17 protein-coding genes are annotated in these 17618 nt (G+C 40.4%); 14 read left to right on the forward strand and 3 right to left on the reverse strand.

The window, feature by feature from the left end; translation table 11 throughout:
* Positions 1–36: 36 nt before the first annotated feature.
* Positions 37–1257: a DegT/DnrJ/EryC1/StrS aminotransferase family protein gene (locus JWR61_RS18825; RefSeq protein WP_301929273.1), complete on the forward strand. Its 1221-nt coding sequence runs from the start codon at positions 37–39 to the stop codon at positions 1255–1257.
* Positions 1258–1304: 47 nt separating this feature from the next.
* On the opposite strand, the gene JWR61_RS18830 is transcribed toward JWR61_RS18825, so the two are convergent.
* A complete protein-coding gene (locus JWR61_RS18830; RefSeq protein ID WP_301929274.1) occupies positions 1305–1598 on the reverse strand; it encodes a hypothetical protein in 294 nt (97 codons plus the stop codon).
* A 236-nt stretch (positions 1599–1834) separates the two neighbouring features.
* Here JWR61_RS18830 and rpoN point away from each other — a divergent pair, with 236 nt between their 5' ends.
* The 11 genes from rpoN to JWR61_RS18885 all read left to right on the forward strand — a co-directional run bounded on the left by rpoN (position 1835) and on the right by JWR61_RS18885 (position 12565).
* Entirely contained in the window at positions 1835–3322 is a 1488-nt protein-coding gene (rpoN, locus tag JWR61_RS18835; protein WP_290339586.1) for an RNA polymerase factor sigma-54, read from the forward strand.
* 34 nt (positions 3323–3356) lie between these two features.
* Positions 3357–4040: a hypothetical protein gene (locus JWR61_RS18840; RefSeq protein ID WP_301929275.1), complete on the forward strand. Its 684-nt coding sequence runs from the start codon at positions 3357–3359 to the stop codon at positions 4038–4040.
* A 522-nt stretch (positions 4041–4562) separates the two neighbouring features.
* Positions 4563–4898, forward strand: coding sequence for an urease subunit gamma (ureA, locus tag JWR61_RS18845; RefSeq protein WP_301929276.1), 336 nt, complete (start codon positions 4563–4565; stop codon positions 4896–4898).
* Positions 4899–4966: 68 nt separating this feature from the next.
* Positions 4967–5341, forward strand: coding sequence for an urease subunit beta (gene ureB, locus JWR61_RS18850; protein ID WP_301929277.1), 375 nt, complete (start codon positions 4967–4969; stop codon positions 5339–5341).
* On the forward strand, positions 5338–7059 hold the full coding sequence (gene ureC / locus JWR61_RS18855) for an urease subunit alpha (protein ID WP_301929278.1): 1722 nt from the start codon (positions 5338–5340) through the stop codon (positions 7057–7059). Before ureB ends, ureC begins: the two co-directional genes overlap by 4 nt.
* 110 nt (positions 7060–7169) lie before the next feature.
* Positions 7170–7673: an urease accessory protein UreE gene (locus JWR61_RS18860; protein WP_301929279.1), complete on the forward strand. Its 504-nt coding sequence runs from the start codon at positions 7170–7172 to the stop codon at positions 7671–7673.
* Positions 7670–8356 (forward strand): urease accessory protein UreF, encoded by a 687-nt coding sequence (locus JWR61_RS18865; RefSeq protein ID WP_301929280.1) that lies wholly within the window; start codon positions 7670–7672, stop codon positions 8354–8356. Before JWR61_RS18860 ends, JWR61_RS18865 begins: the two co-directional genes overlap by 4 nt.
* A gap of 120 nt (positions 8357–8476) precedes the next feature.
* A complete protein-coding gene (ureG, locus tag JWR61_RS18870; RefSeq protein WP_301929281.1) occupies positions 8477–9115 on the forward strand; it encodes an urease accessory protein UreG in 639 nt (212 codons plus the stop codon).
* Positions 9112–9918, forward strand: coding sequence for an urease accessory protein UreD (locus tag JWR61_RS18875; RefSeq protein ID WP_301929282.1), 807 nt, complete (start codon positions 9112–9114; stop codon positions 9916–9918). The genes ureG and JWR61_RS18875 overlap by 4 nt, the downstream gene beginning before the upstream one ends.
* Entirely contained in the window at positions 9908–10609 is a 702-nt protein-coding gene (locus JWR61_RS18880) for a hypothetical protein (RefSeq protein WP_301929283.1), read from the forward strand. Before JWR61_RS18875 ends, JWR61_RS18880 begins: the two co-directional genes overlap by 11 nt.
* A gap of 174 nt (positions 10610–10783) precedes the next feature.
* Positions 10784–12565, forward strand: a complete 1782-nt coding sequence (locus tag JWR61_RS18885) for a chloride channel protein (RefSeq protein WP_301929284.1) — start codon at positions 10784–10786, stop codon at positions 12563–12565.
* Between the two features lie 86 nt (positions 12566–12651).
* Here the strand turns inward: JWR61_RS18885 and JWR61_RS18890 are convergent, their stop codons facing one another.
* Together JWR61_RS18890 and nagB are read right to left on the reverse strand one after the other, a co-directional pair.
* A complete protein-coding gene (locus JWR61_RS18890; protein WP_290339575.1) occupies positions 12652–12912 on the reverse strand; it encodes a YtxH domain-containing protein in 261 nt (86 codons plus the stop codon).
* Between the two features lie 292 nt (positions 12913–13204).
* Positions 13205–15124 (reverse strand): glucosamine-6-phosphate deaminase, encoded by a 1920-nt coding sequence (gene nagB / locus JWR61_RS18895; RefSeq protein ID WP_301929285.1) that lies wholly within the window; start codon positions 15122–15124, stop codon positions 13205–13207.
* A 266-nt stretch (positions 15125–15390) separates the two neighbouring features.
* Between nagB and JWR61_RS18900 the strand changes: the two genes are divergently transcribed.
* Both JWR61_RS18900 and JWR61_RS18905 read left to right on the forward strand, forming a co-directional pair.
* Positions 15391–16437 carry a LacI family DNA-binding transcriptional regulator gene (locus JWR61_RS18900; RefSeq protein WP_301929286.1) on the forward strand — a complete coding sequence of 349 codons (1047 nt, stop codon included), beginning with the start codon at positions 15391–15393 and terminating at the stop codon, positions 16435–16437.
* A gap of 88 nt (positions 16438–16525) precedes the next feature.
* On the forward strand, positions 16526–17614 hold the full coding sequence (locus JWR61_RS18905) for a phosphotransferase enzyme family protein (protein ID WP_301929287.1): 1089 nt from the start codon (positions 16526–16528) through the stop codon (positions 17612–17614).
* The last annotated feature ends 4 nt before the right edge of the window (positions 17615–17618 follow it).

The following is a 17618-nucleotide window of genomic DNA, read 5'->3' on the forward strand; positions in this document are numbered from 1 at the left end:
ACCTTTGTTTTTAATTGTATAAATAAAATTAATGCTATGCCAGGATTTGAATTTTTTGGAGCAGAAGAACGCAAAGAAGTAAACGATGTGCTGGAAACAGGTATCCTGATGCGCTATGGTTTTGATGGCGCCAGAAAAGGTATCTGGAAAAGTAAGGAAATGGAAGCCGCCGTGTGCGCAACTTTTGGCTGTAACTATGCACAGTTGGTAAGTAGTGGTACGGCTGCGCTAACCACGGCGATGAGTGCTTTGGGTATTGGTTATGGCGATGAAATCATCTTACCTTCCTTCACCTTTGTTGCAAGTTTTGAAGCGGTGCTTTCTGTAGGTGCTGTGCCCGTTTTGGTAGATGTAGATGATACATTAACCCTTAGTCCTGAAGCGGTACGTAATGCCATCACCCCAAAAACCAAATGCGTGATGCCTGTGCATATGTGTGGCAGTATGGCTGATATGGATGCACTGGCAGCCATTTGTAAACAACACAACCTGATATTGCTGGAAGATGCCTGCCAAAGCATTGGAGCTACTTATAAAGGTAAAAAAGTGGGTACTATTGGCGATGCCGGCACTTTTAGTTTCGACTTTGTTAAAACAATTACCTGTGGCGAAGGAGGTGTGATAATGACCAACCGGGAAGATGTGTACACCGCATGCGACGGTTACAGCGATCACGGACATGATCATAAAGGCGGTATGGACCGTGGTGCAGATTTGCATCCTTTTATAGGTTACAATTTCAGAATCAGTGAACTGCATGCTGCAGTAGGCCTGGCCCAAATAAAAAAGCTCGATAATTTTTTATCTATTCAGCGGAACAATAACAAAATACTAAGAACTATTCTATCATCCATTCCTGAAGTTACATTTAGAAGAGTGCCAGACGAAGCTGGAGACAGCTGTAGTTTTTTAAGCTGGTTTTTACCCACAGAAGCTATAACCAAAGCAGTAGTTGCAGAAATGAAAGCCCAGGGAATTTTGGCCGGTAATTTTTATTGGTTTGTAAATAACTGGCATTATATCAGCAAATGGGATCACCTCAAAAATTCCATTACGCTAAATCATTTGCATCCCGATTTAAAAGCTGCTGTAATGCATCATGCCAATAAAGATTTCAGTGCAAGCAACGCGGTGATGGGACGCTGCGTATCTACTGCCATTAGTTTATCATGGACAGAAGAACAGATTAAAACCAAAGGAGAACAAATGAAATCAGTTATCAATAAAATTTTAAAAGAATACCACGTAACAGCCTGATAAATTTATTATTTCAAAAAAGGCATGTGGTAACCCATATGCCTTTTTTAATGCCTCCGAAATTTTCCTTCCATTCTGTCGCAATCGGCTACGCTGCCCAATCTAAATTTAAACGGAATTTTAGCAGTTTTTTCCAATTTTATTTCCTGTTTGCAAAAAAAACCTAAATGTGAGGCATAATAACCCGGCGATAAAAAAGGTGTGGGAGAAGCAACCTGCCTTGAAGTAGGATTCATTAAAAGTGTTGCTGTAGCTGCATTTGAAGCTATTTTAACTACCGGCAAAGACGTCTTTACTGGTACTAAAACCTGCGAATAAATATCCGGTGCAACAAAAATCATGCAGAAAAATAAAATTTTAGCTTTTTTATACACTTTTCAAGTTTCAATGTTTGTAAATTTACGTTTTAATAAGAGCAGAAGTTTTAATTTTTTGTACAATATTTCCAATGTTTACCATCTACCAGTAATTAAACTGCAATGATGCTTCGCTTCAATTATAGTTCCGGATTGGTAGTAAAAACCGGTAATTAAAAAAGAATATTCATTAATCGTTTTAAAGAACCCGAATAAAACATATGGCATTAAGTCAGGGATTATATCAACGGCAACTACAAAAATTATCGCCGCAGCAAATTCAGCTAATGAAATTGTTGCAGGTGCCCACAGCATTACTGGAGGAGCGCATAAAAGAAGAACTGGAAGAAAATCCTGCCCTTGAAACCGGGGAAGAAGAAGAAGCGGAAGAGTTTGAGAATGATGTAACAGAAGAATTTGAATCGCCACTGGATGAATTTGAACCAGATGGCAGCCAGGACGAATACGAAAGCATAGATATAAGTGATTATGTGCAGGATGGAGATGATGATATCGCAGATTATAAAATGCGGGACGAAAATTATCCGGAACAGGATGACAGCAAGGTAATACCACATAAGGTAGAAACTGGTTTCAATGAACTCATGCTTGAACAGTTGGGCCAGCTAAGCTTGAACGAACATAAACAAGCCGTAGCCGAACAAATTATTGGTAACCTGGATGATGATGGTTACCTGCGCAGGGATATAAGCGCTATTGTAGATGATTTGGCGTTCAGGCAAAACATCATTACAGATGAAGAAGAAATCAGCCAGCTTATTTTGCAGATTCAGCAATTTGACCCGCCGGGTGTTTGCGCCCGCAACCTGCAGGAGTGCCTGCTGATACAGCTGGAAAGAAATGTGCACCAGGGTAAACATGTAGAAATGGCTATCAAAGTACTGGATAAATACTTTGAAGAATTTACAAAGAAACACTACGAGAAAATTCAGCGAGGTTTAAATATTACGGATGATCAGCTGAGAGAGATCATCAACCAGATAATAAAATTAAATCCCAAGCCGGGAGGCAATATCGGTGAAAGCAGCAAGGGGGAAGGTTACGTAATTCCCGACTTTTTTATAATCAACAATGCTGGCAAATTAGAGCTTACGCTCAATAGCAGAAATGCGCCGGATCTCCGAATCAGCGAAGGATACCGGGATATGCTGAAGGATTACGACAAGGGTTCAAAAAAAGATAAAAGGCAAAAAGAGGCGGTATTGTTTATCAAACAAAAAATTGATGCAGCCAAATGGTTTATTGATGCCATAAAACAAAGACAGCACACGCTGCTGAGTTCGATGGATGCTATCATGAATTACCAGTATGACTTTTTTATAACCGGCGATGAAACAGAACTGCGGCCAATGATCCTGAAGGACATTGCAGAAAAAACCAATCTTGATATCAGTACCATTAGTCGCGTTGCCAACAGTAAATTTGTACAAACAGAATTTGGTACCTACCGGTTAAAATTCTTTTTTAGTGAAAGTTTACAAACCGACAGTGGCGAAGAAGTAAGTACAAGAGAGGTTAAAAAAATATTAAGCGATTTAATTGAAGGTGAAAGCAAAAAGCGCCCGCTGAGCGACGAACGTTTAACTGAACTGTTGCAGGAAAAGGGTTACAATATCGCAAGAAGGACAGTAGCCAAATACCGTGAGCAATTAAATGTGCCGGTGGCAAGGCTGAGAAAAGAATTATAAATCATCCCCGAACCAGGATAACAAAAAATATCAAATGCTGAATACTGAATTGTCTTTTCGGGACAATGTTGAGCCGGCTGCAAAAAACAACCAGCCATTTATTATAAGATTGCTCGCACATATTATCTCGGTTGTTTTTCATCCATTGTTTCTTCCGATTTATGTAGGCTGGTTTTTAGCGTTTGTTCACCCTTCGTATTTTTCCGGATTTAGTGTTCCTTATAAAGCAAGAATATTGCTGATGGTTACTATTAACGCGGTGGCCTATCCGTTAATCACTGTTTTGTTGCTGAAAGCGCTGGGTTTTATTGATACTGTTTTTTTCTATACCCAGCAGGACCGGATATTGCTTTACATAACCTCCATGATATTTTTCTTTTGGGCGCAGTACTCCTTAAGAGAACAACCAGAAATACCGAGGATATTGGTGGCGTTTATGTTTGGTGTTTTTATTTCTTCAGCTGCCGCCTTAATTGCCAATATTTATTTTAAAATAAGCATGCATGCCATTGGCATGGGTGGGCTCATTGGTATTTGTTATGTAATAATGCAGCAAAATACCATGTTAATGACCTGGCCTTTAAGCGCTGCATTTTTAATCGCAGGGCTCGTTTGTACCGCAAGGTTAATTGTCAGCGATCATACTCCAAAAGAAATTTATACAGGCTTGCTGGTCGGCTTCATTTGTCAGCTGGTAGGTGGCGCTATGCATCTGTAAAAAGAAGAAGACCCCGTCCAATTTCGGGGTCTTTGCTCTTCTGTCGTGCCTAACAATAAAAAGGTAAACTGTAGAATTTTACGCCTTAGTATTAAGAATTTTAAAAAGTTATATCAATATAATGCCTGCTATAAAAGATAATGCTCATGCTTTGCTTACGCATACTTTATTAATAAGCTGTTGATAAATGATTATGCCTGCTAAAACAAAATTGACCAATCAAAATTTCCATTTAATGGAACATGAATGCCGGGATAAATTTGCTGAATAAATGGTACAAACGGATAAACTGCCTTTTAAAAAGGACTTACAGAAAAGAGGTTTCAATAGTCAGTGGTTTTTCAGGTTAACAATCTGTTGATTGCTTGGTTTCAAGATATAAATCGTTTAAACAAAAACTTTATTGCCATCACAATAAAAAAACAAAAGCGGTGGTATTTTGTTTTTTCTTATCTTAACATCTTTCAAAAACGATTACTACGATTGCATGCCGGTTGAACTAATCAAATAATTATTTTAGCCATGCATTTATCCCCGAGAGAGTGTGAAAAGCTGTTGCTTTTTTTAGCCGGAGAACTGGCAGAAAAGAGAAAAGCAAGAGGGCTTAAACTAAACTATCCCGAAGCCATTGCGCTTATCAGCAGTCATTTGCAGGAAGCCGCGAGAGATGGCAAAACGGTAGCCGAACTCATGCAGTACGGCTGTACTATTCTTACATCAGCCGATGTAATGGAAGGCATTCCGGAAATGATACATGAGATACAGATAGAAGCTACTTTTCCGGATGGCACCAAACTGGTAACAGTACATGATCCAATCAAAGCGGCAACTACTATCCCTTCAAATGAAGGTCTTTAAATTTGGATTGAAATAGAAAATACCCACATCTATTTTTCGAAAAATACTATTTCACTTAAACTTCTTTTATGATACCAGGAGAATACATTTTGGCTGAAGGTGATATCGAATGCAATACCGGCAGAGCAACAGCCCGGGTAACAGTTGTAAACAGCGGAGACAGGCCGGTACAGGTCGGCTCCCATTTTCATTTTTTTGAAGTCAATAAACAAATGGAGTTTAACCGCGAAAAAGCTTTTGGTATGCGTTTAAATATTGCAGCCGGCACTGCGGTTCGCTTTGAACCCGGAGAAGAAAAAGAAGTGGAACTGGTAGCATTCGGTGGCGCTAAAAAATTGGTTGGTTTTAACAACCTGGCAAATGGCGAAACCAGTTCTGCTTCAGCAAAAGAACACGCCATGGAATTGGTACAGTCCCGTCACTTTAAAAATAACAAGGCATGAGTTTACATATCAGCAGAAGAAAATATGCCAACATGTACGGTCCTACAACCGGTGATAAAATCCGGCTGGGCGATACTGCATTGTTAATTGAGATTGAAAAAGATTTTACCGTATATGGTGATGAAGCAAAGTTTGGCGGCGGCAAAACCATCCGCGATGGAATGGCACAATCAGCCACCGCTACCCGAAAAGAAGGCGTGCTGGATTTTGTTATTACAAGCGTAATAATCATTGACCATTGGGGTATCGTAAAAGCAGACATTGGCATTAAAGATGGAAAAATAGTGGGCATAGGCAAAGCAGGCAACCCCGATACAATGGAAGGCATTACACCCAATATGATTATTGGTGCCAGCACCGAAGTACACGGCGGTGCCGGGTTAATTGCTACAGCCGGCGGTGTTGATACACATATCCATTTTATTTGTCCGCAGCAAATTGACCATGCCTTGTTTAGTGGTATCACTACAATGATTGGTGGTGGTACCGGACCCGCCGATGGTACCAATGCCACTACGGTTACGCCCGGTGCATGGAATATTCAAAAAATGCTGGAGTCTGCCGAAGCATTTCCTATGAACCTGGGTTTTTTTGGCAAAGGAAACTGCGCCTCTCTGGCGCCGCTGGAAGAACAGATTGAAGCCGGTGCGTTGGGGTTAAAAATTCATGAGGACTGGGGCAGCACTGCTGCTGTAATTGATGCCTCGCTGCAAATTGCGGATAAGCATGATGTGCAGGTAGCCATACATACCGACACACTGAATGAAGGCGGTTTTTTGGAAGATACCATAAACGCTATCAACGGCAGAGTAATACATACTTTTCATACCGAGGGTGCAGGTGGCGGTCATGCGCCGGATATTATCAAAGCAGCGATGTACCCAAATGTATTGCCTTCATCAACCAACCCAACGCGGCCTTATACCATCAATACAATTGATGAACATTTAGACATGCTGATGGTATGCCATCACCTGGATAAAAATGTGCCGGAAGATGTGGCATTTGCTGACAGCCGTATAAGGCCAGAGACTATTGCAGCCGAAGATATTTTGCACGATATGGGCGTATTTAGCATGATGAGCAGCGACAGCCAGGCAATGGGCCGGGTAGCTGAAGTAATTACCAGGACCTGGCAAACAGCACATAAAATGAAAGTGCAGCGGGGGCCGCTGGCGGAAGATGAAAAAAACAACAACGACAATTTCAGGGTAAAAAGATTTGTTGCCAAGTATACCATTAACCCAGCCATAACCCATGGCATTTCGGATTATATTGGTTCGATAGAAGCAGGTAAGCTGGCGGATATCGTGTTGTGGAAACCTGCTTTATTTGGCGCAAAACCGGAAATGATTATAAAGGGTGGAATGATCATTGCAGCAAAAATGGGCGATCCTAATGCATCCATTCCAACACCGCAGCCTGTAATGTACCGGCACATGTTTGGAGCATATGGAAAAGCCTTGTACACAACTTGTGCAACCTTCGTATCCAAACTTTCTTTGGAAAAAAATGTTGTACAGGGTTATGGTTTACAAAAGATGGTGTTGCCTGTAAAAAATTGCCGTACCATTTCTAAAAAAGATTTGATAAATAATGATGCAACACCGCTGATTGAAGTGAACCCTGAAAACTATGAGGTGAAAGTGGACGGAGAAAAAATAACCTGCGCTCCGCTGACTGAACTGCCCTTGACGCAACGGTATTTTTTATTTTAAAGCGGCATTTCAATTGCACGATTTATTTTCTGCGCAACTGCACGTGAAAAAATTTCGTTTATCAAATAAAACATTAGCCCATCAGCTAATTAGTAAATTTAAATATTAAAATGCTGGTAAAAGAAAAAATAGGGAACCTGGAATTATTCGCCATCAACAACAGGAACATTGATTATGTATTGCTGGATTGGTACGAAACCAATAAGCGCATACTGCATAAAAAAACTGTTTTGGGGCGGGAACTGAGCATGAAATTTTTAAATGAAAATCCCCAACTTGGCGTGGGTGATATTGTTTATGAAGATGATTTTGGACTGATAGCCGTTGATATCAATGAATGCGATGCCATTGTTATCCGGCCAAGATCAATGCATGAAGTAGCTGCGGTTTGCTATGAAATTGGCAACAAACATTTGCCCTTGTTTTATCAGGATGACGAAATTTTGGTGGCGTTTGAAGAGCCCCTTTTTCAGCTGTTGACCAGCAGCGGATATGCTGTTGAAAAAGCAAGACGAAAATTAATATCTCCGCTGAAAACTACGGTTGCCCCGCATGGAAGCAGCAGCAATTGTTTGTTTAACAGGATCATGAAATTAACTACCGATCCTGAATGAATACTGCGCTGTTAAGTCTGCTACAATTATCAGATCCCACTTTGCCCATTGGCGGCTACGCCCACTCTGCGGGCTTAGAAACGTATGTACAGCAGGGGATTGTAAAGAATACTGCTACAGCAAAAACATTTATCACAGAAATGCTTGCCCGCAATTTACAATACACGGATGCTACATTTGTTTCACTTGCTTTTGATGCTGCAAAACAAAATGATTTTACAAGAATAATCGCACTCGATAACGAATGCAATGCGGTAAAATTACCAGCTGAAATGCGGCAGGCTAGCCAGAAGCTGGGCATTCGTTTAATAAAGATATTTCAACCGGTTTGTGAAAATAGTTTTACAGCACAATATCAAAAGGCCATTCAATTACAACAGGCCGCCGGGCATTATTGTATTGCTTTCGGTATGTATGCATCTGCATTGGGTATTGACAAAAAAGATGCGCTCACCGGTTTTTATTACAATGCAGCAGCAGGATTTGTAACAAACAGTGTTAAACTAATCCCCTTAGGGCAACAGGACGGGCAGGAATTGTTGTTTTCACTTCAGCCTTTGATAAGGCAATTGGCAACGGATTCGATGGAACCTGATAAAGATTTAATAGGTTTGTGCTGTACTGGCTTTGATATTGCCTGCATGCAGCACGAGCAATTGTATTCAAGGTTATACATGTCTTAATGCCTGATCATTTATTGATGTGTTGATTGTGAGAAAGCGGTGAAAAAAGCTGTAATAGTAAAAGGGAGTGACACAACGATGCTCATTTGAAAGACAACTGCTGGCTTCAAAAAATTTAAAATGACGGAAAGAAATTACATAAAAATTGGTGTAGCCGGGCCGGTGGGTTCTGGCAAAACAGCATTGATAGAACGCCTGAGCAGGGCCATGAGCAAAGACTACAGCCTGGCTGTTATCACCAATGATATTTATACAAAAGAGGATGCGGAGTTTTTAACACACAACAGTTTGCTGCCTGCCGAAAGAATTATTGGTGTTGAAACGGGCGGATGCCCGCACACAGCGATAAGGGAAGATGCGAGCATGAACCTGGAAGCCGTAGAAGAAATGGCGCAACGCTTTCCGGATGTACAAATTATTTTTATTGAGAGCGGCGGCGATAATTTATCTGCCACCTTTAGTCCCGACCTTGCGGACGTTACCATTTTTGTAATTGATGTGGCGGAAGGCGATAAAATACCCCGCAAGGGTGGTCCCGGTATTACCAGGAGTGATTTATTGGTGATCAATAAAATTGACCTTGCCCCTTATGTAAATGCCGACCTGCAGGTAATGGAAAGAGATGCCCGCAAAATGCGCAACGGCAATCCCTTTATTTTTACCAACCTCATGAGCCTGCAAGGCTTGAACAGTGTAATTGGCTGGATAAAAAGGTATGCTTTGCTGGAAACTGTTGACGAACCTGCTTTGTACAGATGAAGGCAGAACTGAAGATACAGACCAGTTATATCAACAACAGCACCCGTCTTAAAAACTGCTATTGCACTACGCCATTTAAAGTGGCCAATATTACCGAAGACAGAAATGGCAATACGCTGAGTTTAATGCTGATGAGTTCATCGCCGGGCATACTGGATGGAGACGAATACCAGGTTAATATTGAACTGGAGCAAAAATGTTCGCTGCAATTGCATACACAATCTTACCAGCGCTTGTTTACAATGGCAGAACAGGCCTGTCAGCAAATGGAAGTCCGGCTTGCTGCAGGTGCATCGTTTTATTTTATTCCGCATCCTTGCGTACCGCATGAACAGTCCGGCTTTTCATCACACAATAAAATATTTTTAACCAATCATTGTAACCTGGTTTTTGGAGAGATATTAACCTGTGGTCGCAAACTAAATGGCGAAGTTTTTCTGTTTGCGAAATACCACACCGTTACTGAAATTTTTATGAATGATCGCCTGGTAATAAAGGAAAATCTATTAATGCAGCCAGCATGGATTGATGTAACTACGATCGGCCAGTTGCAGGGTTTTACACACCAGGCCAGTTTGATATATTTAAATGAAGAGGCAGATATAAAAAAAATAATGGCACAGCTAACCGAAATATTAACTGCGCAAAAAGATACAAGTTTTGGCATCACGGCTGCACCCGTAAACGGCCTCATTATACGCATCCTTGGTCAAAAGGCAGAGCAATTATTTGATTGCTTAAAAATGATTGCAAGTCTTCTTCCGCTAAACGCTCACCATACAATTATTCCGTATGCAATCTGAAATGCAGGTACTTATATTTGCTGCTATTTCTGTTGCCTGCCTGCACACCGTTTCGGGACCTGACCACTATTTGCCTTTTATTGCGCTCTCCAAATCAAGGGGCTGGTCGTTTGCGAAAACCATTGGCTGGACTGTTGTTTGCGGATGCGGTCATGTCTGGAGCTCTGTGCTGCTGGGTTTGGGCGGCGCCGCCATTGGCTGGAGTTTATCAAAACTAAGCTGGATGGAAAATATTCGTGGCGGCATTGCAGGCTGGGTGATGTTGGTGTTTGGGTTTATTTATGGAACCTGGGGCTTATACCGGGCATATAAAAACAAACCTCATAAACATTTTGACCTGCAGAACGACGGTGAAATTTATGTATATCAACACCACCACGGTGAGGCCGTTGCACCGCAAGACCGGCATAAAATAACGCCTTGGGTAATGTTTATCATTTTTATGTTAGGCCCCTGCGAACCGATGATTCCGCTACTCTATTTTCCTGCCGCAAAAAACAGCTGGGGTGGCATGATTTTGTTGATAGCAACTTATACAGCAGTGACATTAATTACCATGATAGCAATGGTGATACTGGGTTTTATGGGCATAGCTTTTGTAAAAACAGAAAGGCTGGAGCGTTATGTGCATGCTCTCGGAGGTTTAACAATTTTTGTATGCGGTGCAGGTATGTTATTTATGGGATGGTGAAAAAACATGCAAGAATTATTAAAACTATCACCAGGTATAAATAAAAAAATAGGCGGCTAAACGATCAGCTGTACATTTTACTCTTTTTGATCAACCGGCCTTATTATCCCGTGAAGAATTACCTTGAGGTCAGCCTATCTTTGCATGATAAAATTTTGACTTAAAATTTTTTAATTGGCACTTTTTAAAGCACTCTATCAATATATATTTCAATTTCTGCGTACTAAAGTTACCAGGATGCAGTTTTTGATGGTGATCGCCACGCTGACAGGTTTTGTATCAGGGATGGTTGCTGTCCTGTTGAAAACACTGGTGCACTATATTCAGCACTGGATAGAACATATACCTGTTACCAAGTTTGCATACCTGCTGTTTCCCACATTCGGGTTGTTGCTGACGGTGTTTATCGTAAAGCGTTTTTTTGGCGGCCATATTGAAAAAGGGATTGCTATGGTTTTACAAGCCATAGCCCGGAAATCTTCTTTCATTCCTTTAAAACACAGTTATCTGCATATTATTACCAGTTCAATAACAGTCGGCCTGGGCGGCTCTGTTGGATTGGAAGCGCCCATTGTTGCAACCGGTTCTGCAGTAGGATCAAACATTGCCCGCATAACAGATTTTAATTACCAGGAACGTACTTTGCTGATTGCCTGCGGCGCGGCAGCGGGAATTTCTGCGGTCTTCAACGCACCCATCGCAGGGGTTATTTTTGCCATTGAAGTGTTACTGACAGAAACAGTTGTTAGCTATTTTATTCCATTGATTATTTCATCAGTAGTAGGTGCGCTGTGTTCCAAAATAATTTTGCAGGAAGCATCGCTTTTTAATTTTGTTTTGAAACAGACTTTCAATTACGAAAATGTTCCCTTCTACATTTTACTGGGTTTGCTGGCCGGCTTTGTTTCTTTATATTATGCAAGAACATTTAAAAAAGTAGAAAAAAAATTGCACAGCAGTACCCTCAATGCTTATGCAAAGGCTTTACTGGGCGGAGGAATACTTATGCTGATTTATTTTATTTTTCCACCACTTTTTGGAGAAGGCTACAAAAGTGTAAAAATTGTTGCCAATGGCGATTTCAGACAATTCAGTGATAATACTACCCTGTTTTCTTTGCTAAATGAAAACTGGGCGCTGATTGCCTTTACGGCTTTTATCGTTTTATTAAAACCAGTAGCTGCGGCCATCACAATTGGTGGCGGCGGTAATGGCGGTAACTTTGCGCCTTCCTTGTTTACCGGTTCCTACCTGGGTTTCTTTTTTTCTAAGCTGATTAATACTATCCCTGTAATTAAAATACCGGAAGGTAATTTTAGTTTGGTCGGAATGGCCGGCGTTTTAAGCGGCGTAATGTATTGTCCATTGACAGCTATCTTTCTGATTGCAGAAATTACCAATGGCTATGAATTATTTATCCCTCTGATGATTGTTTCTTCCATTTCTTTTTTTATTGTAAAAAGCTATGAGCCATATTCGATGGAAACAAAAAAGCTGGCACTTGAAGGACAAATTTTTACGCATAAAAAGGAGAGGAATATTCTAACCTCTATTGTGCTGGCAGATATGCTACAGGAACAATATGAGAGTATTGGGCCTGATAAAAAACTAAAGGATTTGATTGAGGTAATAAAAAGAAGCGAAAAAAATATTTTTGCAGTTGTAGATAATAAAGAACGGTTTATGGGAATCGTTGAATTGAATGACATTAAACAGAAACTCTTTCAGCCGGATTGTTATAATTCAGTATCCATCAAGTCTATGATGAAAAAGCCTGCAGCGATCTTATCTACAGACCAGGATATGCATACCGTAATGGAAAAATTTGACGTAACACAAAGCTGGTACCTGCCTATTTTGGATAAAGATAAAAAGTTTGCTGGTTTTATTTCAAAAACAAAATTGTTTAATAAATACCGGGAAATACTTGCATCGCAGGGAGACCTCTATGAATAAGGATAAATAAAAACCGAGATATAAATAGGATTAAGGAAGGGGAATATGGATATAAACGGAGAATAAATACTTTTAAATAATGACTGTTATAAGTCCCATTGATCATGAAGTGAAGCGCTTGCATAGGAAGTAGTGGCGGAACCTTCATCTAACAATTCGTCTTTAGTTTGTTCACCCTTATCAAATACATTACCAACAGTTTCTTTTAAATTTTCCCATCCGTCCCGAAATTCTGATCCTCTTTTAGCGATCAGCTTTCTGGTCTTGGAACCTTTATGTGGCGCATACAATATCCCTAATACCGCTCCTATTCCGACTCCGATTAATAAATTCCTTTTTGCGCTCATGATTCTTAATTAATTATTGTTAGAAGGATTTAAGAAGAGAAGCCAGGATAGAAATCCAGCCTCGTTTTTTGTCCAATATCCTATGAAAACCGAAACTATAAGATTAATAATTGTGCCAGAATGGTTTCAGTATAAAATTGCTTATAAGGTGGGAATCAATTTCCACAACCAGCGGATAAAATTATGGAGTGGGAAAAAGACTGTAGAAATATTTTCCGTCTTTGATGCTTAAACAATAACAAAAATGGGTGCCTTGCTGCACCCATTTGTTATAATTTAAGTTGGTTATATTCTAATAATGCCATCTCACGAAAGCTTCCATTGCCGCATATTGAGTTAATCCCAATTGCGCATATAATGTTGCGGTATTGGCATTGCGTTCTTCAGCCCGCTGCCAGAATTCCCGGTCGTCTGTTCCCTGAAATGGTATGGTATCTTTTTGAGATTGATGAATAAAAATGCCATTGCGTTTTTTAACCACCTGGTCGGGGCTCATAGGTATGGCCATTTCTATTTCAGTAATATCCCATTCCTGCCAGGCTCCTTTATAAAGCCACAGCCAGCAGTCATCCAGCCATGGCTCGCCAGCCTCTCTGATTCGTTTCAAAGCTTCTATCACAACATCAAAACAAACTTTATGGGTACCATGCGGATCTGCGAAATCGCCTGCACAAAATATCTGGTGAGGTTTTATTTTTCTTAGCAATTCAATAGTTATCGCTACGTCTCCTTCTCCCATCGGACTTTTTTCAATAGTGCCTGTTTCGTAAAATGGCAGGTTTTGAAAGTGTATTTGCGCATCTGTAAGACCTACATATTTACAGGTAGCTTTCGCCTCGCACCTTCTGATCAACCCCTTGATTGCCCTTATTTCGGCTGTATCTATTTCTGTAGATTTTTTTGTTTTTAAAAAAGCGATTGCATTTTCCAGGATGGTTTTACTTTTTGTTTCATCAATGTCGAACATGCTTTCGAAGCCCACTGCAAAATCGATGAACCTGGTTACAAATTCATCGGTAACCGCGATATTACCGCTGGTTTGATAAGCGACGTGCACCTCGTGGCCCTGGTCGTGCAAACGCATGAAAGTACCGCCCATGCTGATAATATCATCATCAGGGTGAGGAGAAAAAATAACTGATCTTTTTGGAAACGGCTCACTTCTTTCCGGGTGGTGAAAACGTTGTTCTGTTTGCTTGCCCCCCGGCCAGCCGGTTATACTATCCCGCAGCATATAAAACACTTTTAAATTGGTTTCATATGCATCGTTTCTTTCCACCAGCAGATCGCTCAATCCGTTATCATTATAGTCATTGTTGGTTAAGCTTAATACCGGCTTTTTCAACTCCAGCGCCAGGTTGACTACCGCACGCTTAATCATGGTGTCGGTCCAAACGCATTCGCCCGTAAGCCAGGGCTTTTTAAAACGGGCAAGTTCACTTGCACAGCTTTCGTCTACTACAAAAGTGCAGTCATCATGATTCTGTAATAAAGAAGCAGGTATTTCTTCTGTATCATCTTCTTCAACTGCTTTTTGTATAACAGGCGCTTTAGCATGCCCCCAGGCCATTAAAATTATTTTTTTTGATTTTAGGATGGTGCTAATTCCCATTGTGATGGCCATACGGGGCACCTGGCTCATATTACCAAATTCGTAGCTGTTGGCAATGCGGGTACTGTTATCTAAAGTAATCAATCTTGTTTTTGAATAAATGCCGCTGCCGGGTTCATTAAAACCAATGTGCCCGTTTACACCAATTCCCAATATTTGCAGGTCCAATCCACCGGCATCTGCTATCTTTTTTTCGTATGCTGCACAGTGTTCTTTTACTTTATCTTTTGGCACCATACCATCCGGCAAAAAATAATTATTGGGATCAATATCAGTTTGCTCAAACAAATTTTTGCGCATAAAGTAATGGTAGCTCTGTAATGCATCGGCTTCCATGGGATAATACTGGTCCAGGTTAAATGTGATTACATTTTTAAAACTTAGCCCTTCGTTTTTATGCATACGCACCAGTTCGGCATACAATGTTTTGGGTGAAGAGCCCGTGGCCAAACCAATGATACATTTTTTTCCTTCGGCCTCTTTTGTCCTGATCAAATCTGCAATTACCTGTGCCACATACACCGATCCGGACGCAGAGTTGGGGAATATTTTTACGGCAATTTTTTCGAGTGAATCTGTAAAGTCAATTTTATGTTTCATATACATTTTTTGCGTGGTGAGTTGTTAGCCTTCTTACCTGTATTTTAAAGTATTAATAAATTGGCAAAGCCCGGCTGTGTACCATAACCATGATTAAGAAATAGATTGGACAGTTATTTAATAAGAGATTGATTTTTTAATTGCCGCTAAAGTAAAGCAAAAATTTTTATGTAAAAAATCGCCGCGGCCTGTTAAATGCGCTGTTGCTGATGACAATCGTTTGCACAAATATTTCCCTGCCTGCATAAATTTTAATAAGTTGCAAAATGGAAAACAAACTGCCGACCATCACCGAAATTGCCAGGAGATTGAATATTTCTGCCTCTACCGTTTCAAGGGCTCTGCATAATCACAGCAGCATTGGCCTGCGTACAAAAATGCGGGTGCAGGAGCTGGCGAAAGAATTGAACTATGAACCCAACCAAACAGCTATTTTTTTTCAACAGCGAAAAACATTTACCATTGGTGTTGTATTACCCGAATTGTCAGAAGCATTTTTTTCGGCAGCCATCAGTGGTATTGAAGATTGTGCCTATAAAAATAAGTATACGGTGCTGATGGGACAATCGCATGATAGTGAAGAAAAAGAAAAACAAATTATTGAAACTATGAAAAGCCACCGCGTGGATGGCCTGCTGGTTTCCATCGCCAATAAAACCAATAACTACGATCACTTTGAATCCTTAAAAAGATATAATATACCCGTTGTTTTTTTCGACAGGATACCAGACATGCCCGATATTCATTATGTCGCCTGCAATTTAATCTCGGGCACTATACAGGCAATCAATTTTTTAATAAAGAAAGGCCACCGTATAATCGGTATGTTAAACGGACCTGAAAAACTGGCTGCCAGCAAAGAAAGAGAAGAAGGCTACATACAAGCTATGAAAAAAAACAGGTTGAAATTTGACCCTACCCTGGTGGTAAACTGCGATTTAAGTACCGATAAGGTTTACGCTGCAACTGAACATTTATTAAAGCTGAAACGTAAACCCACGGCCATTGTAGTCTTCAACGATTATGTTGCTTTGGATGCGGTGCAGTATGCCCGCAGGCAAAAGTTACGCATCAACAAAGACATTTGCTTTGTGAGCTATGCCAATTTGCCTATCAGCCATTATACGGCCTTTCCCCCCATGGCTTCGGTAGAACAGTTTCCCTACCTGCAGGGCCAAAAAGCAACCGAAACTTTGCTGGAACTGCTGAGCAATAAGGACAGCGGACAGGAAGGAACAAATACGTACTATAAAATAATTCTTGAATCTCAGCTGGTGATTAAAGAAAATAACATAGCAGACCAGGTGTTATAAAATATTATTTTTACCCGCAAACCGGCGCAATCGTTTGCACATCGCTACTCGCAGGCTTTTGTTTAGGTTTGTTTTCTATCTTAATAATATGTGGCAAAAAGTGTTACCAGCATACGGTATCAATATAAAAGATTGTAGTGTACAATTATTCGGCAATGGCCTTATTAACAGTACATGGCGAGTAACAGCCGGCGGCAAAATTTTTATACTTCAACGCATCAATCACCAGGTTTTTAAAAATCCGCAGGCAATAGCAGGCAATATACAATTGCTGGCAACTTATTTAAATAAGCATGCACCCGGATATTTATTTACAACACCTGTAAAAACACTCAGTAATGAGGAACTGGTACATGATACGGAACTCGGTTATTTTCGGATGTTTCCGTTTGTTGCCGGATCGCATACCGTCGATGTAGTAAACAGTACGGCAGAGGCTTATGAAGCAGCCAAACAATTTGGCAAGTTTACAAAATTGCTTGCCGGTTTTGATTGTACCCAACTGCAGGAAACATTGCCCGATTTTCACAATTTATCTTTCAGGTATCACCAGTTTGAAAATGCGCTGGCCGGCACTACGCCGGAATTGATCGAACAGTCAAAGGAATCAATTGACTTTATTAAAGCCAATTATCACCTTACTGAAATATTTAAATCCATCAAAAAGAGCCCTGCTTTCAAAAAAAGGGTAACACATCACGATACCAAAATCAGCAATATTTTGCTGGATGAAGACAACAATGGTTTATGTGTTATTGACCTGGATACTATCATGCCCGGCTATTTCATCAGCGACGTGGGGGATATGATCAGAACCTATGTGAGCCCGGTGAGCGAAGAAGAAAAAGACTTTTCAAAAATTGAAATAAGAGAAGATTATTTTGCTGCTATTGTAGAGGGTTACCTGGGTGAGATGCAATACGAATTAAGTAAAGAAGAAATTGACCATTTTGTTTATGCAGGTAAGTTTATGATCTATATGCAGGCCATCCGTTTTCTTGCAGATCACCTGATGAATAATATTTATTACGGCGCCAGTTACCCGAATCACAACCTGTACAGGACAAACAATCAAATAACCCTGCTGAAAAAATTAATAGAAAAAGAAGTTAAACTGCAACAGCAGGTACATTCTTTTATACAAAAAAATGTTGAAGATAAAAGTACGGCTGCATAGGCGG

Source organism: Ferruginibacter sp. (genome assembly GCF_028288465.1).
Classification (GTDB): Bacteria; Bacteroidota; Bacteroidia; order Chitinophagales; family Chitinophagaceae; genus Ferruginibacter.